Genomic DNA, 24,657 nt, shown 5'->3' on the forward strand with positions numbered 1-24,657 from the left:
GGGTCAGGCCCATGGGTGACCTTGTGTACTCTCCCGAGCTGCCCGAGCCCGTGACCGCCGCCGGGCGTGAGGGGCTCGCCGCGCTCCTCGCGCGGCCCGAGAAGGCCGTGATCGCGCTCGACTTCGACGGCACGCTCGCCCCGATCGTGCCCGACCCCGAGCAGGCCCGCGCCCACCCCGACGCCGTCCCCGCACTCGCCGCGCTCGCGCCGAAGGTGCTGTCGGTCGCCGTCGTCACCGGCCGCCCCGCGGGCGTGGCGGTGCGCTACGGCGGCCTCGCGGGCGTCCCCGCCCTCGAACACCTCGTCGTGCTCGGGCACTACGGAGCCGAGCGCTGGGACGCCGTCTCCTCCACCGTGCACGCGGCCGAGCCGCACCCGGGCGTGGCGTCCGTGCGCGCCGAACTGCCCGGCTTCCTGGACACGATCGGTGCCTGGCGCGGCACGTGGATCGAGGAGAAGGGCCGCGCGGTCGCGGTCCACACCCGCCGCGCACAGGACCCGCAGGCCGCCTTCGAGGCGCTGCGCGAGCCCCTCGCCGAGCTGGCGTCCCGCCACGGCCTGATCGTCGAACCGGGCCGCCTGGTCCTGGAGTTGAGGCCCCCGGGCATCGACAAGGGCGTGGCCCTCGCCGACTACGTACGCGAGGTGGGCGCCGAGACCGTCCTGTACGCGGGCGACGACCTGGGCGACCTGCCCGCCTTCGCGGCCGTGGAGAAGCTCCGCTCGGACCAGGTGAAGGGCCTCCTGGTGTGCAGCGGCAGCGGCGAGGTGGCGGAACTGGCCGAGCGGGCCGACCTGGTGGTGGACGGCCCGCGCGGCGTGGTGGCGCTGCTCGGCGTCATCGCCGCTCGACTGGACTGAATCAACCCCCCTGATCCGCAACGAGGTTGGGAAGATCCGGGATCGGGTTGCCGAAGTCGTCGCGGGTGATCCCGTCGTTGACTGCCGTGCCGAGCCCGCGAGCGGGGGAGTGCCGGTGGCATCGCGCGGCTGGAAGGTGTTCCAGTACAGGTCGTTCATGTACGTACTGACGCTGTCCTTGGCGGGAGGAATCCTGCGCACGGGGCGTCTGGCCGCATCCGTACCTTTGGGAGCCAGCACCGTTCCTAAACAGTGAGCGGGAGTGGGGCGTGGATCCACTCCCGGTCGCTGCGCTCGTCCCGAACGGTCTTGGGCGAGCTGGGTTGCCGCATTCGCGTCCCCGGTGGTGACACCACTCGTGGTGGTGGTCCGGTGCGGGGTGGGCGGGTTCCCTCACGCCTGAGGCCGTGGGGTGCGGCCTGGGCGGTCCGATGCCCCACACCATCGCTCTGGTGGTGTGGGGGCGGTGCCGTCCGTCGCCGCGCTCCATGGCCTTGGGCGCGCCGTCCGATCACGATGCTTGCCGCGTCGTGTCGGGTGGTCTTGCGGGTGGGGGTGCACATCGGCTTTTGCCAGTGCTGGGCGCCCCACTTGCTGGTGTAGGCCGGATCGACGGCGATCACCGTGATGTGCTGTTCGGTGGCCATCGAGGCCAGGCGGGCCGCGAGTTTCGTGGTGGGGAAGCGGGAGATCAGGCGGCGGAAGCGTTTCTTGCGGCCGTGCCTCTCGCGGGTCTTGGCGTTGGTGAAGTCGAGGTCTTCGATCGCGATCGCCGCCGCCCCGCAGGCCTTGGCCCAGTGCAGCAGGCGGCTGGTGGCGTGCCGGATCTGCGCGTCACGATGCTGCGTGGTGCCGGTGAGGTCGTAGAAGAAGCGTCGCGGCTCGCCGACGGGGTTGCCGTGAGCGTCCAGGCGCCAGGCCGCGTAGTGATCGTCGTTGGTGTCCACGCCGATGACACCGCCCTGCCCGGCGAGTGCCGCCTCCACGGTCAGGGCCGACGGCTGGGTACGCTGCCAGCAGGCGGTGACATACCAGCGCCCGCGCACCGGGTCGTGATGGATGCGGTACGCGATTGCCCGATCAGCGAAGGCCCGGTCGCCCCACTCCTCACCGCGATGCGCGAACGCCACGGTGTCGGGCAGCCGGTAGCGCCCGTGCGGGGCGTTGGCCAAGTGCGCCAGCGGGGCGGGGAGTTTGATCGTCAGTTCGCCGCTTGGGGTGATGCGGATTGTCTCGTTGCCGCCCTGCTTGCCAGTCTCGCCGTCGGCGGCCAGGAACATCCGCGCCGCCTCCCACCGTCGTCGCCACGCGGGTTCGTCGAGGCCGGCTGCCGCCAGATGATGGCGCGTGTTGGCCAACTGCCGACCGCCGCGGACCACATGGACCCGCCCCGCCTCCCAGTCGGCCACAGCCTGCGCGTGCCGCTGCTCAAGGATCGCCAAGCGCCGGGACTTGGCATGCCACTCTCGCCGCGAGCGATAGCCGCCCGGCGTGCGCTTCGTGCCCTTCGAACCCAGCGGTTTGACCAGGCGCTGGCGCAGCATCGCGATGCCCGCCTCCAACGAAGCGATATGTGCGGCCAGTCCCCGCCGGGACAGCGCCCACTGATCATGGCTGGCCTTCGTGATCGCCCCCGCCCACCGTGAGGACGACAGCGGCGTCAACGCCCGCTTGCGCACTGTCCATGCCGGGGCGTCATGCCCTACCCCGGCCGCACACCGCGCCTTCAAATCCCCAGACGCCAACGACCCGAGATGCAGGCCGACTTCACGTAGGACCGCCTCATCGTTGGGCCCGAGGTCTTTCAGGCGGGCGCGGATCGCCACCCCACCCGCAGCGGGCGCGACGAACGGTGAGGCCAGCACCCGCAACCCGTCAGCAACCACTGCCCGCACCCCCAGCCGCTCTACTGCGCCTCCCCGTCATGGCCTGATCAACGAGCCGTACCCGCGCAGGTCACCCATTCGGCCGAAGAGAATCCGTTCCCAGCCCTCTGGAGGTCGTGTCCGGCACGGGTCGCGTGCCCTCCGCGGCTAGCCCTCCAGCGCCCGCAGCTGGTCCAGGAACCACTGCGCCGGCGGCAACGCCGTAGCCGCCGCAGCGAGCCGCTTCGTTCGTTCTGCCCGCTCCTCCACCGGCATCGCCAGCGCAGCGTGCAACGCGGCCGCCGTCCCCGTCACGTCATAAGGGTTCACGACAAGCGCGTCCTCGCCCAGCTCCTCGTACGCCCCCGCCTCCCGCGAAAGCACCAGCACGCACCCCTCGTCGGAGACGACAGGCACCTCCTTGGCCACCAGGTTCATCCCGTCCCGGATCGGATTCACCAGCGCCACGTCCGCCAGGCGGTACGCCGCCAGCGACCGTGCGAAGTCGTCCTTCACGTGCAGCACGACCGGGGTCCAACCCTCCACCCCGTACTCGGAGTTGATCTCGTCGGCCACCCGCTGCACTTCCGCCGTGTAATCGCGGTACACCGCGAGGTCCTGCCGCGAGGGGTAGGCGAAGGCCACGTGCACCACCCGCTCCCGCCACTCCGGCCAGGACGCCAGCAGCTCCCGGTAGGCCCGCAGCCCCCGCACGATGTTCTTCGACAGCTCCGTCCGGTCCACCCGGACGATCACCCGTCGGCCCGACCCCACCTGCTCCCGCAGCGCGACAAGCCGCTCCTCCACGTCCGCACGGCGCGACCGTTCCCGCAGGAAATCCGCGTCGGCCCCGAGCCCGTGCACCCCGATCCGCGTACCCGACGTACCGCCGAGGACCGCCACGCAGCACTCCGTGAACGCGTCCGCCCACCGCCCCGTCAGGAACGCCGCCCGGTCGGCGCCCAGGATGCCCCGCAGGAGCTGTTCCGCGACGTCGTCCGGCAGCATCCGGAAGTAGTCCACCGGCGCCCACGGCGTGTGCGAGAAGTGGCCGATGCGCAGGTCCGGGCGGAGTTCGCGCAGCATCCCCGGGACCAGCGCCAGGTGGTAGTCCTGGACGAGGACCGCGGCGCCCTGAGCGGCGCTCTCCGCGAGCGCTTCGGCGAAGGCCCGGTTGTAGGTCTCGTACGACGCCCACTGGGCCCGGAACTCCGGTCCGAAGGCCGGTTCGAGCGGCGTCTGGTAGAGCATGTGGTGGACGAACCACAGCACCGAGTTCGCGATGCCGTTGTACGCGTCGGCGTGCACCCCCTCGTGCGAGCCCGCGTCGATGTCGAGCATCCGGACCCCGGGCTCGCCCACCCCGCGCCGCACGGCCTCCCGGTCGCCTTCACCCAGCGCCGCGCAGACCCATAGGGCAGCAGGGTCGGAACCGTCGGAGTCCCCGATCGCGCTCAGCCCGGAGACGAGTCCGCCGCCGCCCCGCTTGGCCGTCAGCTCCCCGTTGTCCTCCAGGGCGTACGTGACGGGGCCGCGGTTGGACGCGACGAGGACCTGGGCGGCGGCGTGCTCGGAGACCATGTGCCGAACCTAGCCCTTCCCGGAAGCGCTCAAACGTACGGCCGGACCCGTGGCGGGCCCGGCCGTATACATTCAGCGAAATCAGGGAATCCGGGGAACCCAGGGACCCGCGGCTAGTCCCGCCTGCTCCTCGCCGCCGCCACCGCGAGCGCGCCCAGTGCGCACAGGGCGATCGCGAGGCCCGCGTACAGCATCGTGTCCGAGTCGCTGCCCGTGTCGGCCAGCTGGGGCGGGGCGTCCGCGCGTCCCACGGGGCCGTTCTGCGGCTCCTGCGGGGCAGGACGTGCCTGCACGCGCTGGGCGAGGATCGCCGAGGTGCACGGGTCGTCGCCGCCCCGGACGGATGCGGGGCAGTTGCTGCCGGGCGCCGTCACGGTGACCACCCTGACCTGGCCCGCCGTGCAGGAGACCGTCAGCTTCTGGGTGACGGTGACCTTGCCGTGCGGGCGGACGTCGCCCTTCCAGACGTACTTCGAACCCTGCTTGGTGACCTTGCCGCTGCTCGCGACGGGCTTGGTGCCGGGCGTCACCTGCCAGGACGCGGTGGCTCCGGTACGCGTGCTGCCCGAGGGGTTCTTGATGGTGATGGTGTTCTTGACGTCGCTGCACACCGGCGCGGTCCGCCGTGCGGGCACGTTGGTGATCCTGACCGGCGGCTGCTTCCGCTCGATGACCGGCGCGGCCCCGCACTTGGGGTCGGTGCTGCCCGCGTCGCAGTTGGAGCGCGGGGTCTCGACATCGACGTTGTTGAGCAGCTTGCCGTCGCCGCTGACTGGGTCCTTGATCTTGACCGAGTACGTCACCGTCGCCGTCTCACCGGCCGGGATGTCGCCGGTGTAGCTGATCTTCGGCTTGGTGTACGAGACGTCGCCGGTGCTCGCCTTCGCGTCGTCGTTGTACGTCGCGTCGTCGAGGTTGTCCGTCAGGTCGTCGCTGAACTTGGCGTTCGGGTAGTCGAGCTTGCTGATGTTCTTCGCCTTGACCGTGTAGGTCAGCGTGCCACCCGGCTTGATCGTCTTGGGGCTCGCCGTCTTCGTCACCTCCAGGTCGGGGACCGGGACGGAGAGCGCGAACGCCGAGGGGACGTACGTGTCGCCCTTCGTGGAGAAGCTCAGCGTCGTGGAGGTCGCGCCGACCGGGATCGGCTCGGCGGCCGGGGCGCGGGTACCGCTGCCCGTGACGTCGAACTCCTTGGCGTCGATGGAGAGGTTGTTGGTCATCTTCGGGTCGAGGGCGCCGTCGTCCTCGCTGATGAAGAAGTTGTTGGTGCTGCCCGTGTGCGCCTCGGTCATGGTCTGGCCGCCGACCAGGAAGCGGTCGCCGGGGGTGTTCCAGTCGCCTTCGTACGCGGTGACGCTGGCGCGCGGCTTGCCGTCCGTGCGGTAGAAGCCGTCGACCGTGACGCTGGTGGCGGGCGACGTGGAGCGCTGCAGGACGTGGCCGCCGTAGACGTAGACGTTGCGGCGGTCGGGGGCGTGGTCGTCGTTGGGGCCGTCGTACTTGTAGACGACGGTGAGCGACCAGCCCGCGACGCAGCCCTTGCCGGTGGGCGCCCAGATGTCGCCGACCGCGACCGGGACGGGTGCTCCGGTGCCGGTGACGCCGCTGAAGAGGCCCGTGATGTCGGCCTCGCCGGTGTAGTAGTGCGGGCCGTTGGTCGACGCCGGGTCCTTGACCAGGTTCGCCGGGGTGACCTTCGAGGGAGGCGCGCCGTCCACGCCGACGGCGGGCACCGCGTCCAGGGGTTCGCCGGGGGATGGCTGCACGTCGGCGCCCGAGATGTCGCAGCGCCTCAGCTGGGCGCCGCTGGGGCCCTTGTACGTTCCGTCGTTGCCGCCGAAGAAGAGGCGTGCGTACGCGACCTTCGCGCCGGGCGGGATCGCGACCTGGCCGGTGCTCGATCCGTGTTCGGGGTCCATGCCCGCGGCGTTGATCCGCTGCATGACGAAGGTGTTGTTGTTGTCGCGGCCCTGGCCGTCCGCGGCGGTGGCGCAGCGCGCCGCCATGTCCGCGGGCGTCGTCGGGCAGCCCATGACCGTGTTGCCGATGGTCCTGAAGTCGCCGTACAGCGATTCGTCGTAGCGCTTGGCGAAGGGCTCGATCACATCCGCGGCGGCGGGTGCGGCCGCGGCGCCGAGCGCCCCTGCCGCGAGTCCGGCCGTGGCCAGGGCCACACCGCCGATGCGTCGCGCGCTTCCCATTACCTGTCTGACCCACATAAGTGGGAAATGTAGACAAAACGCCCGGTCTTGGGCGGTTACGCCACGCGGCGAGCGGTGTACTCCGCGATGTCGGCCATCGGCGGCCGCTCCTCCGTGTCCACCGAATGGGTCCGCGGCTCGAACCCGTCCGCACCCCGCTCGAACTGCGTGAGCTCGGGGCGTACGAGATGGCCGCGCGCGAGCCGCAGCTGCGCCGTCCGGTAGATCGCCGCCGCCATCCGGCCCAGCGCCTGCCCGTCCTGGTGCCGGTGCTTGCGCACGCCGACATCGACCTGCGCGAGCGCGTCCAGGCCCACGGTGTGCAGGGCGTCGACGAGCAGGCCCAGCTCCACTCCGTAACCGACGGGGAACGGCAGCCGCTCAAGGAGTGACCTGCGCGCCGCGTACTCGCCGCCCAACGGCTGGACGAACCCGGCCAGTTGGGGCCAGTGCATGTTCAGCAGCGGGCGCGCCATCAGCTCGGTGACCCGACCGCCCTGACCTGCGGTTCCAGCCAGCGGACGGTCGTACATCGCCTTCACGAAGTCCACGTCGGGCTCGGTCAGGAGCGGGCCCACGATGCCGGTGACGAAGTCCGCCGAGAACTCCCTCAGGTCCGCGTCGACGAACGCGACGATGTCACCGCCGGTCACCAGGAGTGAGCGCCACAGGACCTCGCCCTTGCCGGGCACGGCCGGGATGCGCGGCAGGATCTCGTCCCGGTGCACGACCCGCGCGCCCGCCTCACGGGCGACCTCGGCCGTACGGTCCCGGGATCCGGAGTCGATCACCACGAGCTCGTCGACCAGGCAGGCCTCCTCGACCAGCTCCCGGCGGATCTCGGCGACGATCTCCCCGACCGTCTCCTCCTCGTCGAGCGCGGGCAGGACGACACTCACCGAGGCTCCCGACGCCCGTTTGGCGGCGACGAGTGCGCTGAGCGGACGGTCGGCAACGGACCAGGAACGCCTGGTCAGCCAGCGCTCGGCCTCTTCCAGCACGGGTTGCTCCTCCTGTGTGTGGCCTACATGTGATCCATCTCGCGGTTCGGACGACTATCTCAAGGGTCCAGGCCGTCGGTTACAGTCTTGAACAACGCGGATGACCATCGCATGTCGGGGGTCGACGCGTAACAAATGCCCTGGGCCCCCAAAGCCCCGGCGCCATACCGCTCATCCAGAGGGGCAGAGGGATACGGCCCGTTGAAGCCCCGGCAACCATCCCGCCGACCGCGCACGCGAGGTCTCGGTGGGGAAGGTGCCAATTCCGTCTCGTGACGAGATGCGTCACGGGGAAGATGAGGAGAAAGGGCCTCGCCTCCATGGCTGCGCAGACTGTCGGAACGTTCGAAAACACCCCCTCCACCACGGGTTCTGTGGACCTCGGCCCCGCATCGGGCCTTTCCTGCCGCGAGTGCGGCGAGCTGTACGCGCTCGGCCCGATCTTCGCCTGCGAGGCCTGTTTCGGCCCGCTCGAAGTCGCGTACGACCTGCCGACCGGTGACCCCGAGGCGCTCCGGAAGCAGATCGAGTCCGGCCCCGACAACATCTGGCGCTACGCGCCTCTGCTGCCCGTCCCCGCGGACGTGGCGTCCAAGCCGAACATCAACCCCGGCTGGACCAAGCTCGTCAAGGCCGACAACCTCGCGCGTGAACTCGGCGTCGAGCAGGGCAAGTTGTTCGTCAAGGACGACTCCGGCAACCCGACGCACTCGTTCAAGGACCGTGTCGTGGCGCAGGCCATCGAGGCGGCGCGCGCGTTCGGCTTCACCACCCTCTCCTGCTCCTCCACCGGCAACCTCGCCGGCGCCGTCGGTGCCGCCGCGGCACGCGCCGGCTTCCGCTCCTGCGTGTTCATCCCGCACGACCTGGAGCAGGGCAAGGTCGTCATGGCCGCGGTCTACGGCGGCGAGCTCGTCGGCATCGAGGGCAACTACGACGACGTGAACCGCTTCTGCTCCGAGCTCATCGGCGACCCGCTGGGCGAGGGCTGGGGCTTCGTGAACGTGAACCTGCGGCCGTACTACGGCGAGGGCTCCAAGACCCTCGCGTACGAGATCTGCGAGCAGCTGGGGTGGGTCCTTCCCGACCAGCTGGTGATCCCGATCGCCTCGGGCTCGCAGCTCACGAAGATCGACAAGGGGCTCAAGGAGCTCATCGCGCTCGGCCTCGTCGAGGACAAGCCGTACAAGATCTTCGGCGCGCAGGCCGAGGGCTGCTCGCCGGTGTCGACCGCCTTCAAGGCCGGGCACGACGTCGTCCGGCCGCAGAAGCCGGACACCATCGCCAAGTCGCTCGCCATCGGCAACCCCGCCGACGGGCCGTACGTCCTGGACATCGCGCGTCGCACGGGCGGTGCGGTGGAGGACGTGAACGACGAGCAGGTCGTCGATGCGATCAAGCTGCTCGCCCGGACCGAGGGGATCTTCGCGGAGACCGCCGGTGGTGTGACGGTCGGCGTCACGAAGAAGCTGATCGAGGCGGGCCTCATCGATCCCTCCCTGACCACGGTGGTCCTGAACACCGGTGATGGCCTCAAAACGCTTGACGCTGTCGCTGAGACTTCGCAGGCCACCGCTACCATCCGGCCCAGCCTTGACGCGTTCCGCGCCGCCGGGCTCGCCGACTAGCCGCCGTAGGGCCTGACCGCCGTCGTCGACGGCGGTCGTGGTCCGTCCTCGCGCAGTTCCCCGCGCCCCTGAAGGGGCCCCACACACCCCGAGGTGAAATCAATGAGCGTCAAGGTTCGCATCCCCACCATTCTTCGCACCTACACCGGCGGTCAGTCCGAGGTCGCCGCAGAGGGGGCGACCCTCTCCGAGGTCATCGCCGACCTGGAGGCCAAGCACGCCGGTATCGCGGCCCGTGTCCTGGACGACCAGGGCAAGCTGCGGCGCTTCGTGAACGTGTACGTGAACGACGACGACGTCCGTTTCGAGCAGGGCCTTCAGACCGCGACGCCGGACGGCGCGGGGGTCTCGATCATTCCCGCCGTCGCCGGTGGTTGATCCTTTAAAGAAACACCCTGCGTAATCTTCATTGCCCCCTCCGCGAGAGAAGCGGAGGGGGCAATTCCATGTGGTTGAGCGCGGTACAGTTGGGAAGCGAGCTTCCCCGTTTGTGCCGAGCGCATATACGAAGTCGCCCCGAGGGCGACAAGAAGTAGCCAAAGTGCACTGCCCATTTGCCCTTCTCGTGGCATTTGTCTGGCCCGACTTGCCCTGAACTCCGGTAAATCCTCCGCATATTTCCGATCAGGCGTGCCCAGAATTCTCGTCCGATTGACCTGTTGCAGAGGGCAGTTGGACAGATACATTCAGCCGCGGTCGACGCGTTCCGGCGCACGCCTCCACAACCCATTGGGGGGGTGAGGTCTGACCCGGGTCCGCGAAGTGCGGGTCCGTGCAAGGGCCAGTAATAGGGGAGTTAGGCATGGCTCAGGGCACCGTCAAGTGGTTCAACGCGGAGAAGGGGTACGGCTTCATCGCGGTCGACGGTGGTGCGGATGTTTTCGTCCACTACAGCGCGATTCAGATGGACGGCTACCGCACCCTTGAAGAAGGTCAGCGAGTTGAGTTCGAGATCTCGCAGGGCCAGAAGGGTCCGCAGGCGGACATGGTCAAGCTCGCCGTCTGATCTCGGCGCGATCGGCCAGCGACTTAGCGAGTGACGAAGGGCCCGTATCCCCACAGGGGGTGCGGGCCCCTCGTACGTCTGGGATCCGTGAGAGGCGCTTGCACTCGCAGGGGTCGAGTGCTAATCATTGGGCTTAGCACTCTCCGAGTGAGAGTGACAGAACTTGGATCGGGTCGGTGAGGCCCGCAGGCCGGGTGGGGCAAGGAACCACAAGGCTTGCAGGCCGTCCGTCGCGGGCGCTGGCGCGATCCGGAAGCATGCCACCCCTGTCCGGGAGGACCACTTCACATGGCCAAGATCATCGCGTTCGACGAGGAGGCACGGCGCGGCCTCGAGCGCGGCATGAACCAGCTCGCCGACGCCGTCAAGGTGACCCTGGGCCCCAAGGGTCGCAACGTCGTCCTCGAGAAGAAGTGGGGTGCCCCCACGATCACCAACGATGGTGTTTCCATCGCCAAGGAGATCGAGCTCGAGGACCCGTACGAGAAGATCGGCGCCGAGCTGGTCAAGGAGGTCGCGAAGAAGACGGACGACGTCGCCGGTGACGGCACGACGACCGCGACCGTCCTGGCGCAGGCGCTGGTCCGCGAGGGCCTGCGCAACGTAGCCGCCGGTGCCAACCCGATGGCCCTCAAGCGTGGCATCGAGAAGGCCGTCGAGGCCGTCTCGGGCGCCCTGCTCGAGCAGGCCAAGGACGTGGAGACCAAGGAGCAGATCGCTTCGACCGCCTCCATCTCCGCCGCCGACACCCAGATCGGCGAGCTCATCGCCGAGGCGATGGACAAGGTCGGCAAGGAAGGCGTCATCACCGTCGAGGAGTCGCAGACCTTCGGTCTTGAGCTTGAGCTCACCGAGGGCATGCGCTTCGACAAGGGCTACATCTCGGCGTACTTCGCCACCGACATGGAGCGTATGGAGGCGTCGCTCGACGACCCGTACATCCTGATCGTCAACTCGAAGATCTCGAACGTGAAGGACCTCCTTCCGCTCCTCGAGAAGGTCATGCAGTCCGGCAAGCCGCTGCTGATCATCGCCGAGGACGTCGAGGGCGAGGCCCTGTCGACCCTGGTCGTCAACAAGATCCGTGGCACCTTCAAGTCCGTCGCCGTCAAGGCCCCGGGCTTCGGTGACCGCCGCAAGGCCATGCTCGGCGACATCGCCATCCTCACCGGTGGCACCGTCATCTCCGAGGAAGTCGGCCTCAAGCTGGAGAACGCGGGCCTCGACCTCCTGGGCCGCGCCCGCAAGGTCGTCATCACCAAGGACGAGACCACGATCGTCGACGGCTCCGGTGAGAGCGACCAGGTCCAGGGTCGCGTCAACCAGATCCGCGCCGAGATCGAGAACTCGGACAGCGACTACGACCGCGAGAAGCTGCAGGAGCGCCTGGCGAAGCTCGCCGGCGGTGTTGCGGTCATCAAGGCCGGTGCCGCGACCGAGGTCGAGCTCAAGGAGCGCAAGCACCGCATCGAGGACGCCGTTCGCAACGCGAAGGCCGCCGTCGAAGAGGGCATCGTCGCCGGTGGTGGCGTGGCCCTCATCCAGGCCGCCGCTGTCTTCGAGAAGCTTGAGCTCGAGGGCGACGAGGCCACGGGTGCCGCCGCTGTGAAGCTGGCCCTGGAGGCCCCGCTGAAGCAGATCGCGGTCAACGCCGGCCTTGAGGGTGGCGTCATCGTCGAGAAGGTCCGCAACCTTCCCATCGGCCACGGCCTGAACGCCGCGACCGGTGAGTACGTCGACATGATCGCCGAGGGCATCCTCGACCCGGCGAAGGTCACGCGCTCTGCCCTGCAGAACGCCGCGTCCATCGCCGCACTGTTCCTCACCACCGAGGCCGTCATCGCCGACAAGCCGGAGAAGGCGGGCGCTGCCCCGGCCGGCGGCGGCATGCCGGGCGGTGACATGGACTTCTGATCCGCCTCTGGCTGATCAGCGGTTCATCGCTCCACGCGAACCGAGGGCGGCACTCCTTCTCACGAAGGGGTGCCGCCCTCGGGCGTTTTCCGGGAGCCGGGAGCGGTGCGGGCTACGGCAGGCGGTCCAGGATCCAGGTGCAGAGTTCTTCCGTGACCAGGGTGTGGCCCTCGTTCTGGGAGGCGCAGAGGTACTCGTCCAGTTCGCTGTCCTCGGAGTCCGCGACCGGGTCGTACAGCTTGCTGTGGTCGTCGATCTCGCGCAGGGCGATGGCGCTGACCGACGGGACGAAGCAGTGCTCGCGGATCTCCGCCTCCGAGCCGAGGCCGATGAGCGCCGGGATCTTGTCGAGCTCGTCGGCCAGGATGCCGAAGCCCTCCAGGGTGCCGCCGGGTGCGCCGTCGATCTCGGGCAGGGCCGAGGTGTGGATCTTCGGCTTGCGCAGGGTCACCACCCGTAGCTGGGCGATCAGTTGGTCCACCCCGGCGGACTGGGTGTAGAGGTTGGTGCCCGTGATGGCCAGGCCCTTGCCGCGGAAGGCCCGCTCACCCGCCGGGACGCCGTTGCTCTCGCCGGTGCGCACGCCGTTGGCCACGCCGATCTTGTGCGGGTGCCGCGGCCAGCTGCCGACCCGCTCCAGCTCCGCGAGGAACTCGGTGCGCTCCTTGTCGGTCTCCGGGGTGTCGTCCCACTCCGCGATGTGCTGCCACAGCAGCTGCCGCGCCGCCGTGCTGTTCATCTGCGTCGAGAACGAGTCGTTCAGGCGCCGGATGTAGTGCGCGAAGGCCTGGAGCGCGAGGGGGATCCAGGCGCCCCGGTGCGGGCTGTCGTAGGAGAAGTACAGCGTCGTCTCGTGCTCGTCGCCGTCGTGCTCCATCTTCGCAAGGGCGTACCGCGCGACGAGGCCGCCCATGCTGAAGCCGCCGACCGTCAGCCGGTGTTCGCCCGTGCGCCGCCGGATCGCCTCCTGGATCGCGGCCTTGGCCACCACCGCGTTGTCCAGGATCGAGGCACTGCGCTCGTCGAAGCCGACCAGGATGACGTCCCTCTCGCGGGCCCGCAGTTCGCTGATGAACGCGTACGGGCCGCGCTCCAGGGTCTCCCAGGAGAAGTCGAGGTCGCTGGGCCCGATGTTGAAGCCGTCGGCGAGGATCACCGGGCGGCGCAGGCCCTGCTCGGCATCCGCGAGATACACCCACGCGGTGCCGCCCGGCAGCTCCCAGGTCTGGTCGGGCTCCGGCGCGGCTGAGGGGGCTTCCCTGGGGCCCGGCGCCAGGGTGATCGGGGGGTGGGCGCGCAAGGCCTCGGCGATCTGCTGTTCGTTGGGCTCGGTCATGAGGGTCCCCTCCGGGGGTGCGACTCCGACTTCGATGACATGCACTCCGATGACGTTCGGTGTCATCTTCGATACGTCGGGTAGCAGCCGGTAGGTGGTCCCGGCTTTCCACTCGGGGAGCGGGGGCCTTTCGGACAGGGGTGTGTTGGCCGGTTCGTCCGGTGACCATCGCCTTCCGGGGCATGCGTGTTCCGGAGGTGGGCCCCCGACCGGCGAGGGCCCGGACGGGGGCCTACGAGGGCGGGGCCTCGTAGGCCGTGTCAGCGTGCAACTCGGTCAGCATCGGGGTGCTGACGCGGCGGAAGTATGTCGCGAAGAGGACCGGGGAGGGGCTGCCGGCATTGCGCCTTCGCGCGGCGGGTCAACGTTCGTAGTGGTACCGGCAGGAGGCGATACGGATCTCGTCCTCGACGATCTTGTAGATGAGGCGGTGCTCATCGGTGATGCGGCGGGACCAGTAGCCCTGGAAGCCGTGCTTCAGAGGCTCGGGTTTGCCGATGCCCTCGTTGCCGTTGCGTGCGATGTCCTGGAGGAGTGTATTGATCCGCTTGAGAACCCTGCGGTCCTGCGTCTGCCACCAGACGTAGTCCTGCCAGGGGGATTCGTCCCAGACGAACTTCATTCGGCGAGCTCCCTGACTGTGCCGCCACCGCTCTCCAGGCGGTCGATGGATGCCAGTAGGCGACGGGCGTTCTCAGGGTTCCGCAGCAGGTAAGCCGTCTCCTTCAGGGACTCGTACTCCTCAAGCGCCACGATGACGACCGGCTCCCGGCCCGCGCGGGTCACTATGACTTCCTCGCGGTCGTCTGTGACGGCGTTGAGCGTCTCGGCGTACTTCGCTCGCGACTCTGTGTAGGTCATGGTGCGCATCGCGGCCTCCTCGGTGTTGTACGACTTCCTGTACGTACAGGAAACTGTACGGTCTGGACCTTGGGTGGGCAAATGGGTCATGCGTGTGCCCCGTCCTGTGGGCTGCGGGTGGCGGCGCGCGCAGCCGCCGCGTGGGAGTGGACCGCTGTGGGCGGCAGGGGTGCCGCCGCGCGAGGTGGTCCGGGTTCGCCCCGGCAGGGGCCGCAGGTGCCGCCTGGCAGGGCCTCGGGGCGGCCGGGTGCTCCGCATCTCCCGCATTCCAGTACGCGCAGTACGGGGCGGGGGGCTGGCTCTGGCGGGAGCTTTGTCGTGAGGCGGCTGCGGATCAGGGCCGCCGGGCTGTGGACGGGGGTCGGGAGGCCTGCGGTCAGGGCGCGGAGGATGTCCGGCTCCGTGGCGCCCCGCGTGAACCATTCGGTGACCTGGGGCTCCAGGGCGACGCAGTCCGCGTACGAGAGGGAGAGCACGGGGGCCGTCCGGCCGAGAGCCGCCAGGAGGATGAACGCGCGGCTGCGGGTCGGGTGCCGGGGTCTGTCCGGCTCGGTTTCCGGTACGTCGCCGCGCGTGAAGGCCGTCCACCAGGCGTCGTCGCGCGCGGTTCTGGAAAACCACGTTCGAGTGATCCAGCGGGGGCTGTCGGAGCCGCGCAGGTGTTCCCTGCCGCGTCTCAAGTGCCCTGCATCCTGAAGTTTGTTGAGGGCGGTCCGGAGCGCGCACTGGCCGTATGGGAGGTGCTTGGCCAGGGTCTTTACGGAGATGTCCGCGCCGTCGGGGAGCCGGTCGAGGCAGGCTGCGATGGCTGCCTCTCGGGGCGGGAGGTGCGTGAAGTCGTCGTTCGTGCGGGGCCGTTGTTCGGGCGCCGAACGTTTTCCGTAACCCGGATTGGCCATCGGGTGCGGGGTCGCGTGCGCGGGGCGGAAGGCAGCACTAAGCTTGGCGTCAGCCATGGGTCGAAAACTCTGCTTTCGATCGTGATGGTTAAACCCCCGCAGGTGTTCCAGCACCGGGCGGGGGTTGTTTTTGTTCGTTAATCGGGCACGCTAGAGCGTCGTCACGCTGCGTGGCAAGTCGAAGCCCGAAAGTGATCGACTGTGCCAACTCCAAGGGAGGGAGGGCGGGTTGAGGCCCGCCTCCCGTTCCTTGAAAAGAGGGCTCGGCGCTGGTGGCTTGAGCCTCGGGGTCAGTTGTCCTTGAGGTTCGCGATGAACTCGGACCAACTGGCGGCCCGGAACACGAGCTTCGGGCCGGTGGGGTTCTTGGAGTCGCGGACGGGGACGATCTCGGGGTACCCGTCGGCTACTTCGAGGCAGTCGCCGCCGTCTCCGGCGCTGTACGTGGACTTGCGCCAGCGGGCCATCTCCAGGCAGTTGCCGCCGTCAGGGCCGCTGTAGCTGGACCTGTGCCAAACGATCCTGCTCGATCCGGGCTCAGGGGTGTTGTTCCTCATGTTCGTAATCGTGCGCCACCGACTCGACTACGGCCAGGGATTCTTGGGGTGAAAGACCCAACGCTTGCAGGAGGCTGAACGTCAGGGTGTGGCGCGCGACCGTGGCGGGGTCGTCGATCAAACGTCCCGTGTCCAGCCCGTCGACGAAGCAGAGGGTCGGGGCGTCCGTGAACTCCATGAGCTTCAGGGAGCCGCCCATTCCTGCGTGGGCCCCGGCGCTGAACGGCACTACCTGCAGAATGATTCGGTGCTGACGTGCCAGGTCGGCTACGCGACGCAGAGCTTCAGCCATCACGGCCGAGCCGCCGACCGGACGTCGGATCGCGGCCTCATCCATAATCACCCACAACAGGGGCGCTGTTGGGTCCTCGACGAGGCGCCCGCGATCCATGCGTGTCGCTACCAGTTCCTTGATCTCGTCGTCCGTGGCCAACGGCCGGTAGGACCGGAACAGTGCGGCAGAGTACGCCGGGGTCTGGAGCAGGCCGGGGATCAGTAGCGGCAGATAGTGCTTGATGGTGGTGGCGGTCGTCTCCATCTCCGCCGCCTCGGCGAAGTGGTCCGGATACTTGGACTTGGCGAGAGCCTCGCAATTGCGGGCGAAGAAGCCCCCCGTACCCAGAACCTCATCGAAGTGCTGCGCGTACTCCAGGTGCATCCGACGCGTACCGGCCTCCAGTTGGCCGATGAACGAGCCGCTGACGAACAGCGGCGCGCCCAGGGCCTCCTGGCTGATCCCCTTCCGCTCCCGTGCGTGACGGAGTTCGCAGCCCAGGAGGGCGCGGGGGTTGGACGAGGGGTCGAGGTCCTTGGGGCGCGTCATGGGGCAACTCCTCATCCAACAAGCCGGTTTGTTGGGGCGTGGCTGCTTCTCAGGCTACGCACCGCCGACCACGCTGGGTGAGGAAACAGCAACACCCAGTGTGAGAGGCAGAGACCATGGCGCTGACGGCGGAGGAGCGGGTGCGGGCGGCGGAGGAGGCCGTTCGGCAGTTGAGAGCGGGGCTCGAAGAAGTCGGCGTCAGGCTGCCGTCCCTGCGGATGGACCCGCTGACGGCGGCGGCCGAAGGGGCGCTCCCCTTGGTCGAGTTGGGGCGCTGCAACCTCGACACCGCGCTGCGGCTCGCCGCCGTACTGGAGGGTGCGCGATGAACGGCGACCCGATGGTTCCGGAGACAGGGACGTACGCCGTCGACTTCAGGGACGGCAGTGTCGGGCAAGTGATGGGGTGCGAGGGAGGCCTCGTACAGCTCAGGCCGCTGCGTGGCGGGCGGGAGTGGGACTGCCCTCCGGAGTCCGTGGGGCAGGCACCGCCAGGGGAGGTGCTGCGGGAGAAGGTGCGGCAGCTCAACCGGGAGAGGCGGTTGCCATGAGCGAATCGCGGAGGCAGGCGACGGCCACGCTTTGTACGCACGTCGAGATCGACGACGAGGCAGTGGAGACGGCCAAGCGTCTTGGCGGCCACAAGACGAAGACGGCTGCGGTGGCGCACGCGCTGGAGGAGTACAACAAGCGGCTGGAGCGGGCCGCCGCGTACGACAGGTTCATCGAGCTCGGCCGGGACTGGGACGTCGAAGGGGCTGAGGCGGCGCACCGCGCCGAGAAGGAGGCATGGCGCACGTGAGTCGCTACCTGTTGGACAGCTCTGCGCTCTGGCGGATTCTGCGGGACGACGCGCTCGCCGCCAAATGGCGTGAGGCCGCGGCGGACGGTGACATCCGCTCGTGCTATCCCCAACGTGCGGAGTTCCTGATGTCAGCCAGGAACTGCAAGCAGTACGAGGCCTACCGTGCCTTGCTGTCGGACCTCTATGCAGACGGCTCCGTCCCCAAGGGTGCGGCCAAGTGGATCGGAGCCGTGCAGCTGCGCGCTGCCGAGAAGGGGGCGCACAAGGCACTTTCCGCCGTCGGCCTGCAGATCTGCGCGACTGCGGCCCACCACGGCCTGATCGTCCTGCACGACGACAACGACTTCGTGACGGCTGAGAGGTTCGCCGTCGAGATGCGTCAGCGCAATGTGCGGGAAGGGCCGCTCGGGGACCGGTAGCGGCGGCTGCCGTGAGCGGCGGCTGCCGTGAAGGTCAGCGGACCGGGAAGCCGAAGGTGTAGCCCTGGTTCTTGAGCCGGGGGATGAGCGTGCGCAGGGACTCGACGGTCTGGGTGCGGTCGCCGCCCGCGTCGTGGAAGAGGAGCGTCGGCCCGTTCGGCAGCTCTCGCTCGACCGTGGCGACGATGGCGTCCGTGCCGGGGCGCTCGAAGTCCTTGGTGTCGACGTTCCAGCCCAGCGGGCGCATGCCACGCTCGGCGGCGAGCTTGCGGCTGTGCGGGGTGAAGGCGCCGCCGGGCGCGCGGTAGTACATCGGGCGTACGCCGCCGGACGCCTTGGTGATCATGCGTTCGGCGTCGAGGATCTGCTTCGACTGGTAGGCCTTGGAGTCCTTGTCCATGCCGGTGTTGTGCGACACCGAGTGGTCGCAGAGGCGGTGTCCGGCGGCGACGACCTTCTTCACCATGTCCGGGTGGGCCTCGGCCTGCGTCCCCACCATGCAGAAGGTGGCCTTCACGTCGTACTCCCGCAGTACGGCGAGGACTTCGGGCGTCCACTGGGGGTCGGGGCCGTCGTCGATGGTGAGGTTGATGCCGCGCTCACCGGCCTCCGAGGCGTGCGCGATGGTCGCCGAGACCGGCTTGACGGCGCTGGGCTTCTTCGCTGGCGGTGATGAGTCGCCCGAAGCCTGTGCCGTCCACACGGAGGCGCCGGTGGCGAGCATCGTCACCCCGAGCGCAGCCCCGATCAACTTGCCGTACCAGCCACGTCCAACGCTGTGCCGCGCCATGTCCGCCCCTTTGCGTCCCGTCCCGTGCCGCGCTCCGGTCCCTCGCGGCCACCTGGCAGGACGAGGTTCGGCGGCCGGAGGATGCACTGAGGGCGCGTCCGTTACCGATCAAGGACAATTCCGGGGAAGTTCGCGGACAACCCCGAGCGGCGACCGGGGACGGGGCGGTGTGCGGGGTTAGCGTCGGCGGCATGGACGTTGATCAACGACGTTGGCGGCAGTGCCTCCTCAGCGGGGCGGTGTTCGCCGTGTGCATGGCCGGCACGACGCTGCCGACTCCCCTCTACGGCCTCTACCGGGAGAAGTTCGGGTTCTCCGAGCTGACGGTCACCGTCGTGTACGCCGTGTACGCCTTCGCGGTGATCGGCGTGCTGCTTCTCGCGGGCAACGTCTCGGACGTCGTGGGCAGGCGTCCGGTACTGCTGTGGGGCCTGGCCTGCGCGGCCGCGAGCGCCGTCTGCTTCCTGTGCGCCGTCGGGATGGGCTGGTTGTACGCGGGGCGGCTGTTGTCCGGTCTTTCCGCCGGGCTGTTCACCGGGGCCGCCACGGCGTACGTGATGGACACGGCACCGCACGTCGGCGCATCCCGGGCCACGTTCGTGGCGACGGCGGCCAACATGGGCGGCCTCGGCTGCGGTCCGCTGCTCGCGGGTGTGCTCGCGCAGTACGCCGCCTGGCCGCTGTACCTGCCGTTCGCCGTGCACCTCGCGCTGGTCGCGGTCGCGGCCGTCGTCCTGCTGCGGCTTCCGGAGACGGTGCGGGAGCCGCGTCCGCTGAGCACGGTGCGGCCGCAGCGGCCCGGGGTGCCGCCGCAGGTGCGGGCGGTGTTCGTGCCCGCGGGGATCGCCTCGTTCGTGGGGTTCGCGCTGTTCGGGGTGTTCACCTCGGTCAGCCCGGAGTTCCTCGCGGAGTCCCTGGACGTGGAGAACCACGCGGTGAGCGGCCTTGTCGTCGCGCTGGCCTTCTTCGCCTCGACCGCAGGGCAGTTGGCGACGGGCCGGGTCGGGGTGGGGCGGTCACTGCCGCTGGGGTGCGCCGGGCTCCTCGTAGGCCTCGCGTTGCTCGCGGGCGCGCTGCGGTGGGACCTGTTGTGGCTGGTGGTGCTGAGCGCGCTGGTCGGCGGGTGCGGTCAGGGTCTCGCGTTCCGCGGGGCGCTGGCGGCGGTGGCCGAGGCGTCTCCCACGGACCGGCGCGCCGCGGTGATCTCGACGCTGTTCGTGGTCGCGTACACGGGCATCTCGCTGCCGGTCATCGGCGTGGGCCTGCTGACGGGGCCGATGGGTCTTGAGGGGGCGGGGCTCGTGTTCATCGCGTGCATGGCGGTGCTGGTCTCGACCGCGGGGGTCTATCTGCTGCGGCGGCCGGTGGGGGCGGGGGCGCGGGCGTAGGCGCGTATCCCTCAGGCCGCCGAGTGGGCGATGAACGTGACTTCCTCGTGGTCGGCGTCCAGGGCGATGTTCAAGGAGGCGTTCATCGCGGTGGCCACGCGGCGGAGGAGGGGCAGGGTGGGTACCGCGTCCGCGCCTTCGATGCGGGAGATCTTGGCCTGGGTTAGTCCCGCCCGCTCGGCGAGCTGCGTCTGGGTCAGGCCGAGTTCGGCGCGGCGGTCGTACACAGCCTTGGCGAAGGCCATGGCGAGGCGAATCTCGGCGCGGTCGGCCTCGGCCTCCGGTGACTCGGCGTACCCCTCGCGGAGCTTCCTCTCGCGGGCCAGCTTCCAGCGGGTGTGGCTCATTTCGTGTTTCCTGCCTCGGGCTACAGGTTGCGGTAGACGTCGCGCCGGTTGCCCACGTGGACGACCAGGATCACCAGGACCTCGTCACGGATCTCGTACACCACTCGGAAGCTGCCGACGCGCAGCCGGTACAGGCCGTCATGGCCCGTGAGCTTCTTGCTGTCCGCGTCTTCACGACGTGGGTCGTCACCGAGTGCGGTGAGAGCCGTCAGGATGTGCAGGGCTTGTTGTCGGTCGATGGCGCGGAGTTGGCGCTGAGCGTAGGTGGTGAAGCGGAAGGCGTACTTCACGCGGCGTTGCCCTTGCCCTTGCCGCCGTCTGCTTCGAAGAGGTCTGCGAGGAGCTCGGCCATGCTGACGGTGGGGTCGTCGCGATGCTGCTCGGCCTCGCGCGCGGCCAGCTCGTCGCTCGCCTCTTCGAGTGCGTCCAGGACCTCTATGGGGACCAAGGCCGCCACGCGCTTCCCCTTACGGGTCAGCACGGTCACCTCGCCCGCCTCGGCCTTGTCGACGACCTCGGCGAGATGGGCGCGGGCTTCACGGATGGTGACGTTCTCGCTCATGACGCAAGTGTACGCATCAATGTGTACACGCGGCATGATCCCGAGATCAGCCGAGGGCGGCACCCCCGTCATGCGCGGGGTGCCGCCCTCGGGCGCTGGTGGCCCAGGGGCCACCGGGAGGATCAGACCGCCGCCGGCTGCCTCTCCTTGCCGTCGTCGCCTTCGACGGGCGTCGGTGCCGAGGGGGCTGCCTCGCCCCGGGCCACCACCGACTCGCCCGCATCCACATCCGCGTTCAAGTCCACCAGCATCTGCTTGCTGAAGCCGAAGAAGTACGTCGCGAAGAAGCCCACCACATAGCCGACGAGGAGACCGCCGCCGTAGATCGCGATCGTCAGGCCCAGGCCCTTGTTGCCGTCCAGGAGCGGGAACAGGGCCCAGCCCGACGGGCCGATCGCCGTGGAGCCGACCTTCTCGCCGATCATCGAGAAGAACCCGATGAACGCGCCGCCCGCCGCGCCGCCCACGCACGCCGTGATGAAGGGGCGGCCGAGGGGGAGCGAGACGCCGTAGATGAGGGGTTCGCCCACGCCCAGGAAGCCTGCGGGGAGTGCCGACTTGATCGTCGTACGGATCGACTTGTTGTGCTTGAGGCGCTTGTAGACCGCGATCGCGCAGCCGACCTGGCCCGCGCCCGCCATCGCCAGGATGGGGAGCAGGACCGTGAAGCCCTGCTGCTCGATCAAGGTCGTGTGGATGGGGATCAGGGCCTGGTGCAGGCCCAGCATCACCAGGGGCAGGAACAGGCCGCCCAGGACCAGGCCCGCGAACGCGCCCGTGTTGTCCAGGAGCCAGTTCGCCGCCGTGCCGATGCCCGTCGAGACCTCGCCCGCCAGGAACATCAGGCCGAAGATCGTGACCAGGCCCGAGAGCAGGACCGTGATCGTCGGGGTCACGAGGACGTCGAGCGCCTCCGGGACCCACCTCCTGCACCACTTCTCGATGTAGGTCGCAAGGACCGCCGCGCCGAGTGCGCCGAGGACGCCGCCCTGGCCCGGCGACAGCTTCTGACCGAACGCCTCGATGTTCGCGACACCCGGGAACACGATGATCGCCGCGACCGCGCCGCCCAGGATCGGCGTACCGCCGAACTCCTTCGCCGTGTTGTAGCCAACGAACACCGCGATCAGCGCCATGAACCCGGAGGCGATCGCCGCGAGCGCCGGGGTGATGCCCGGCAGCCACTCCAGGTTGATCAACAGGCCGTTGATGCCCGCGATGATGCCGCAGCCGATCAGGGCCGGGATCAGCGGCACGAAGATGTTCGCGATGCGGCGCAGGAAGAGCTTGAAGGGGGTGGAGTTCTTCGCCTTCCTCGCCGCCCTGATCTCGGCACCCTGCGCCGCCAACTCATCGGCGGTCAGGACGTGTTCGGGGGCCGCGGTGGGCTCAGCCGACCTGGCCTCCTCCACCAGTGCCTCGAACTCCGGCGTGACACGGGCGACCGTGCCGGGGCCGAGGACGATCTGGTACGTGTCGTCCTCGACCACGCCCATCACGGCGGGCAGCGCCTTCAGGGCTTCGTCGTCGACGAGGGAGCGGTCGGCGAGGCTCAGACGCAGGCGCGTCATGCAGTGGGCGATGGAGGTGACGTTCTGGGCTCCGCCGACGAGGGGAAGGATCGCGGCGGCTGTGGCGCGGTTCTTGTCAGTTGCCATGGTGCGGGGTGCCTTGCTGTGCGTGCGGGGTGGCGCTGTTCTTCCAGCGGCTCGGGGTCAGGTGGTGCGGGTCGTGCGCGAGGTGTCGAGGGCGGCCCTGAGGTGGCCGTCCGAGGAGGAGAGGAGGTCTGCGGCCGTGGGGCCGTCCACTTCGCCGAGGATGGCGAGGATGGCGTTCTTCACCTCCCCGTCGGTGGCTGCGAGGGCCGTCTCGATCTCCTCGTCGGAGGCACCGGTGGCCAGCGAGACGATCCGTCGTGAGCGGGCGCGCAGCTTCTCGTTCGAGGCGCGTACGTCCACCATCAGGTTTCCGTAGGTCTTGCCGAGGCGGATCATGGTGATCGTCGACAGCATGTTGAGGACGAGCTTCTGGGCCGTGCCCGCCTTCAGGCGGGTGGAACCGGTGAGGAGTTCGGGGCCGACGACGACCTCGATGCCGTGGTCGGCGGCCGCCGCGAGACCGCTGTCCGCGTTGCAGGAGAGGCCGATGGTGAGCGCGCCCTTGCGGCGTGCGTGCTCCACCGCGCCGATCGCGTACGGGGTGCGGCCGGACGCGGAGATCCCGACGACGACGTCGTCCGCGGTGAGGCGCAGCCCGTCCAGGTCCTCGGCCGCGAACTCCTTGCTGTCCTCCGCGCCCTCGACCGCCGTGACCATGGCGCTCGGGCCGCCCGCGATGAGGCCGACGACCTCGGCCGGGTCGGTGTTGAAGGTGGGCGGGCACTCGGAGGCGTCGAGCACTCCGAGGCGTCCCGCCGTGCCCGCGCCCGCGTAGATGAGCCGGCCGCCGCGGGCCATGCGCGCGGCGGTGCCGTCGATGGCCGCGGCGATCGCCGGGAGCTGCTCGGCGACGGCCGCGGACACGGTGGCGTCCTCGCCGTTCATGATCTTCGCGATCTCCAGCGTGGGCTGCCGGTCGATCTCGGAGAGCTCGGGCCGGAACGCCTCGGTGGTGAGGGTGTCCAGCTGGGCGCGGAGTTCGCCGTACGTGTCACCGGACCCGGGCCCGGACCCGGACCCGGATTCGCTTCCGGGGGCGGGGGAGGGGGTGGCGTCGGTCGTGGAGGTCATGAGGTGCGGCTCTTTCGTGTGCGGCGGGGGGTGGCGGGGGGTTGCGGTGCGCCCTTGGGAGGGGCGGAGGTCAGCGGCTGCCGCCGCGCGGGCTGTGCCGGTGCGCGAGTGCTTCGTACGAGGCGGCGAGTGCGGGCGCCGCGGTCTCGTACGTCCGCTGGGCGACGCCCACGAACAGGCAGTCCACGACGAGCAGCTGGCTCGTGCGCGACGACATCGCGGCGGGCCTGAGCTCGCTCTCGCGGGCGGTGGAGGTGGTCAGTATGTGATCCGCGTACTGCGAGACGGGGCTGCCGGGGCGCCCGGTGATCGCGATGGTCGTCGCCCCGCGTTCGAAGGCGACCCGCAGCGGCTCGATGACGTCGCCGGTCGACCCGGAGTGCGTGATCGCGATGGCCACGTCCTTGGACTGCAGGGTGACGGCGTTCGTGACCGCCAGGTGCGGGTCGGAGTGGGCGAAGGCGATGTGGCCGATGCGAAGCAGCTTCTGCGCGAGGTCCTGGGCGACCAGGCCGGACGCGGCCACGCCGTAGATCTCGGCGCGGGGTGCGACGGCGAGCGCGGCGACGGCGGCGCCGAGCTGGACGGTGTCGAGGCCGCCCGCGGTGTCGGCGAGGGTCTGCTGCTCGTCGTACGCGAGCTTCGCCACGACGTCCGCGATCGGGTCGTCGACGGCGATGTCGGCGGTGACGGCGGGCGCGCGGCCCGACTGCTGCTGGGCGGCGAGTCCGGCGAGGGCGAGCCGCAGGTCGCGGTAGCCGGGGTAGCCGAGGAGGCGGGCGGTGCGGACCACCGTGGCCTCGCTGGTGCCGGTGAGCTCGGCGAGGCCGGTGACCGTGAGGGCGGCGCAGCCCGCGGGGTCGCCGGCGACGGCTTCGGCGACGAGCTGCATGGAGCGGGTCATGGACGGCGCGAGGGTCCGCACCTTGGCCGCGAGGGCGGCGGGGGCGGGGGGCGCCGCGCCTGCGAAAATTTCCTTCACGTTGTTGGTCACGCTTGAAAGATATTTTCGGACGCGGGATGGGTCAAGAGTGCTTTGGTCCCGATCTCGGATGGATCTTCGAGTGGGTTGCGCGTGGGGTG

At 69.5% G+C, this 24,657-nt stretch carries 26 protein-coding genes and 1 riboswitch; of the genes, 9 read left to right on the forward strand and 17 right to left on the reverse strand.

The genetic code is table 11. The features are described 5' to 3' along the window. The first annotated feature begins 11 nt into the window (after positions 1-11). A complete protein-coding gene (gene otsB / locus M4V62_RS23460) occupies positions 12-863 on the forward strand; it encodes a trehalose-phosphatase (protein ID WP_249589196.1) in 852 nt (283 codons plus the stop codon). Between the two features lie 245 nt (positions 864-1,108). Here the strand turns inward: otsB and M4V62_RS23465 are convergent, their stop codons facing one another. The 4 genes from M4V62_RS23465 to M4V62_RS23480 form a co-directional block, all read right to left on the reverse strand. Beyond that, a complete protein-coding gene (locus M4V62_RS23465) occupies positions 1,109-2,749 on the reverse strand; it encodes a transposase (protein WP_249589197.1) in 1,641 nt (546 codons plus the stop codon). Positions 2,750-2,896: 147 nt separating this feature from the next. Beyond that, the gene (locus M4V62_RS23470; protein WP_249589198.1) at positions 2,897-4,309 is read right to left on the reverse strand and encodes an alpha,alpha-trehalose-phosphate synthase (UDP-forming); all 1,413 of its coding nucleotides are present in this window, start codon (positions 4,307-4,309) and stop codon (positions 2,897-2,899) included. Positions 4,310-4,422: 113 nt separating this feature from the next. Continuing rightward, positions 4,423-6,510 (reverse strand): DUF11 domain-containing protein, encoded by a 2,088-nt coding sequence (locus M4V62_RS23475; RefSeq protein ID WP_249589199.1) that lies wholly within the window; start codon positions 6,508-6,510, stop codon positions 4,423-4,425. A 56-nt stretch (positions 6,511-6,566) separates the two neighbouring features. After that, positions 6,567-7,511 (reverse strand): glucosyl-3-phosphoglycerate synthase, encoded by a 945-nt coding sequence (locus M4V62_RS23480; RefSeq protein ID WP_249589200.1) that lies wholly within the window; start codon positions 7,509-7,511, stop codon positions 6,567-6,569. 168 nt (positions 7,512-7,679) lie between these two features. Further along, positions 7,680-7,814, forward strand: a riboswitch (SAM riboswitch). A 17-nt stretch (positions 7,815-7,831) separates the two neighbouring features. On the opposite strand from M4V62_RS23480, the gene thrC reads away from it, so the two are divergent. The 4 genes from thrC to groL all read left to right on the forward strand — a co-directional run bounded on the left by thrC (position 7,832) and on the right by groL (position 12,059). After that, positions 7,832-9,139, forward strand: a complete 1,308-nt coding sequence (thrC, locus tag M4V62_RS23485; protein ID WP_249589201.1) for a threonine synthase — start codon at positions 7,832-7,834, stop codon at positions 9,137-9,139. A gap of 102 nt (positions 9,140-9,241) precedes the next feature. After that, positions 9,242-9,517, forward strand: coding sequence for a MoaD/ThiS family protein (locus M4V62_RS23490; protein ID WP_249589202.1), 276 nt, complete (start codon positions 9,242-9,244; stop codon positions 9,515-9,517). Positions 9,518-9,941: 424 nt separating this feature from the next. Further along, positions 9,942-10,145 carry a cold-shock protein gene (locus M4V62_RS23495; RefSeq protein ID WP_005315736.1) on the forward strand — a complete coding sequence of 68 codons (204 nt, stop codon included), beginning with the start codon at positions 9,942-9,944 and terminating at the stop codon, positions 10,143-10,145. Between the two features lie 288 nt (positions 10,146-10,433). After that, positions 10,434-12,059: a chaperonin GroEL gene (gene groL, locus M4V62_RS23500; RefSeq protein ID WP_160505762.1), complete on the forward strand. Its 1,626-nt coding sequence runs from the start codon at positions 10,434-10,436 to the stop codon at positions 12,057-12,059. 112 nt (positions 12,060-12,171) lie between these two features. Here the strand turns inward: groL and M4V62_RS23505 are convergent, their stop codons facing one another. The 6 genes from M4V62_RS23505 to M4V62_RS23530 all read right to left on the reverse strand — a co-directional run bounded on the left by M4V62_RS23505 (position 12,172) and on the right by M4V62_RS23530 (position 16,535). Further along, positions 12,172-13,395 (reverse strand): esterase/lipase family protein, encoded by a 1,224-nt coding sequence (locus tag M4V62_RS23505; RefSeq protein WP_249589203.1) that lies wholly within the window; start codon positions 13,393-13,395, stop codon positions 12,172-12,174. A 361-nt stretch (positions 13,396-13,756) separates the two neighbouring features. Then, positions 13,757-14,017: a Txe/YoeB family addiction module toxin gene (locus tag M4V62_RS23510; protein ID WP_160505759.1), complete on the reverse strand. Its 261-nt coding sequence runs from the start codon at positions 14,015-14,017 to the stop codon at positions 13,757-13,759. Continuing rightward, the gene (locus M4V62_RS23515; protein ID WP_160505758.1) at positions 14,014-14,265 is read right to left on the reverse strand and encodes a type II toxin-antitoxin system Phd/YefM family antitoxin; all 252 of its coding nucleotides are present in this window, start codon (positions 14,263-14,265) and stop codon (positions 14,014-14,016) included. The genes M4V62_RS23510 and M4V62_RS23515 overlap by 4 nt, the downstream gene beginning before the upstream one ends. Before the next feature lie 77 nt (positions 14,266-14,342). Next, positions 14,343-15,155 carry a hypothetical protein gene (locus tag M4V62_RS23520; RefSeq protein WP_249592951.1) on the reverse strand — a complete coding sequence of 271 codons (813 nt, stop codon included), beginning with the start codon at positions 15,153-15,155 and terminating at the stop codon, positions 14,343-14,345. A gap of 290 nt (positions 15,156-15,445) precedes the next feature. Beyond that, a complete protein-coding gene (locus M4V62_RS23525; protein WP_249589204.1) occupies positions 15,446-15,712 on the reverse strand; it encodes a DUF397 domain-containing protein in 267 nt (88 codons plus the stop codon). Then, the gene (locus M4V62_RS23530) at positions 15,693-16,535 is read right to left on the reverse strand and encodes a helix-turn-helix domain-containing protein (RefSeq protein ID WP_249589205.1); all 843 of its coding nucleotides are present in this window, start codon (positions 16,533-16,535) and stop codon (positions 15,693-15,695) included. Before M4V62_RS23530 ends, M4V62_RS23525 begins: the two co-directional genes overlap by 20 nt. A 116-nt stretch (positions 16,536-16,651) precedes the next feature. Here M4V62_RS23530 and M4V62_RS23535 point away from each other — a divergent pair, with 116 nt between their 5' ends. The 3 genes from M4V62_RS23535 (at position 16,652) to M4V62_RS23545 (ending at position 17,758) form a co-directional block, all read left to right on the forward strand. Further along, complete coding sequence (locus M4V62_RS23535) at positions 16,652-16,864, forward strand: hypothetical protein (RefSeq protein WP_249589206.1); 213 nt, start codon at positions 16,652-16,654, stop codon at positions 16,862-16,864. Between the two features lie 217 nt (positions 16,865-17,081). Then, complete coding sequence (locus M4V62_RS23540; RefSeq protein ID WP_249589207.1) at positions 17,082-17,336, forward strand: type II toxin-antitoxin system VapB family antitoxin; 255 nt, start codon at positions 17,082-17,084, stop codon at positions 17,334-17,336. After that, entirely contained in the window at positions 17,333-17,758 is a 426-nt protein-coding gene (locus M4V62_RS23545) for a PIN domain-containing protein (RefSeq protein ID WP_249592952.1), read from the forward strand. The genes M4V62_RS23540 and M4V62_RS23545 overlap by 4 nt, the downstream gene beginning before the upstream one ends. Positions 17,759-17,792: 34 nt before the next feature. On the opposite strand, the gene M4V62_RS23550 is transcribed toward M4V62_RS23545, so the two are convergent. Next, the gene (locus M4V62_RS23550; protein ID WP_249589208.1) at positions 17,793-18,548 is read right to left on the reverse strand and encodes a polysaccharide deacetylase family protein; all 756 of its coding nucleotides are present in this window, start codon (positions 18,546-18,548) and stop codon (positions 17,793-17,795) included. Between the two features lie 191 nt (positions 18,549-18,739). On the opposite strand from M4V62_RS23550, the gene M4V62_RS23555 reads away from it, so the two are divergent. Further along, positions 18,740-19,936, forward strand: a complete 1,197-nt coding sequence (locus tag M4V62_RS23555) for an MFS transporter (RefSeq protein WP_249589209.1) — start codon at positions 18,740-18,742, stop codon at positions 19,934-19,936. Between the two features lie 11 nt (positions 19,937-19,947). Here M4V62_RS23555 and M4V62_RS23560 read toward each other — a convergent pair whose 3' ends face one another. The 6 genes from M4V62_RS23560 to M4V62_RS23585 all read right to left on the reverse strand — a co-directional run bounded on the left by M4V62_RS23560 (position 19,948) and on the right by M4V62_RS23585 (position 24,568). After that, complete coding sequence (locus tag M4V62_RS23560) at positions 19,948-20,283, reverse strand: helix-turn-helix domain-containing protein (protein ID WP_249589210.1); 336 nt, start codon at positions 20,281-20,283, stop codon at positions 19,948-19,950. 20 nt (positions 20,284-20,303) lie between these two features. Further along, on the reverse strand, positions 20,304-20,573 hold the full coding sequence (locus tag M4V62_RS23565) for a type II toxin-antitoxin system RelE family toxin (protein WP_249589211.1): 270 nt from the start codon (positions 20,571-20,573) through the stop codon (positions 20,304-20,306). Continuing rightward, entirely contained in the window at positions 20,570-20,845 is a 276-nt protein-coding gene (locus M4V62_RS23570; protein WP_249589212.1) for a type II toxin-antitoxin system Phd/YefM family antitoxin, read from the reverse strand. Before M4V62_RS23570 ends, M4V62_RS23565 begins: the two co-directional genes overlap by 4 nt. A 122-nt stretch (positions 20,846-20,967) precedes the next feature. After that, complete coding sequence (locus M4V62_RS23575; protein ID WP_249589213.1) at positions 20,968-22,503, reverse strand: PTS transporter subunit EIIC; 1,536 nt, start codon at positions 22,501-22,503, stop codon at positions 20,968-20,970. A 57-nt stretch (positions 22,504-22,560) separates the two neighbouring features. After that, positions 22,561-23,574 (reverse strand): N-acetylmuramic acid 6-phosphate etherase, encoded by a 1,014-nt coding sequence (gene murQ, locus M4V62_RS23580; RefSeq protein WP_249589214.1) that lies wholly within the window; start codon positions 23,572-23,574, stop codon positions 22,561-22,563. A 70-nt stretch (positions 23,575-23,644) separates the two neighbouring features. Then, the gene (locus tag M4V62_RS23585) at positions 23,645-24,568 is read right to left on the reverse strand and encodes a MurR/RpiR family transcriptional regulator (RefSeq protein ID WP_249589215.1); all 924 of its coding nucleotides are present in this window, start codon (positions 24,566-24,568) and stop codon (positions 23,645-23,647) included. Positions 24,569-24,657: the final 89 nt, after the last annotated feature.

The sequence above is a fragment of the Streptomyces durmitorensis genome (genome assembly GCF_023498005.1).
GTDB lineage: Bacteria > Actinomycetota > Actinomycetes > Streptomycetales > Streptomycetaceae > Streptomyces > Streptomyces durmitorensis.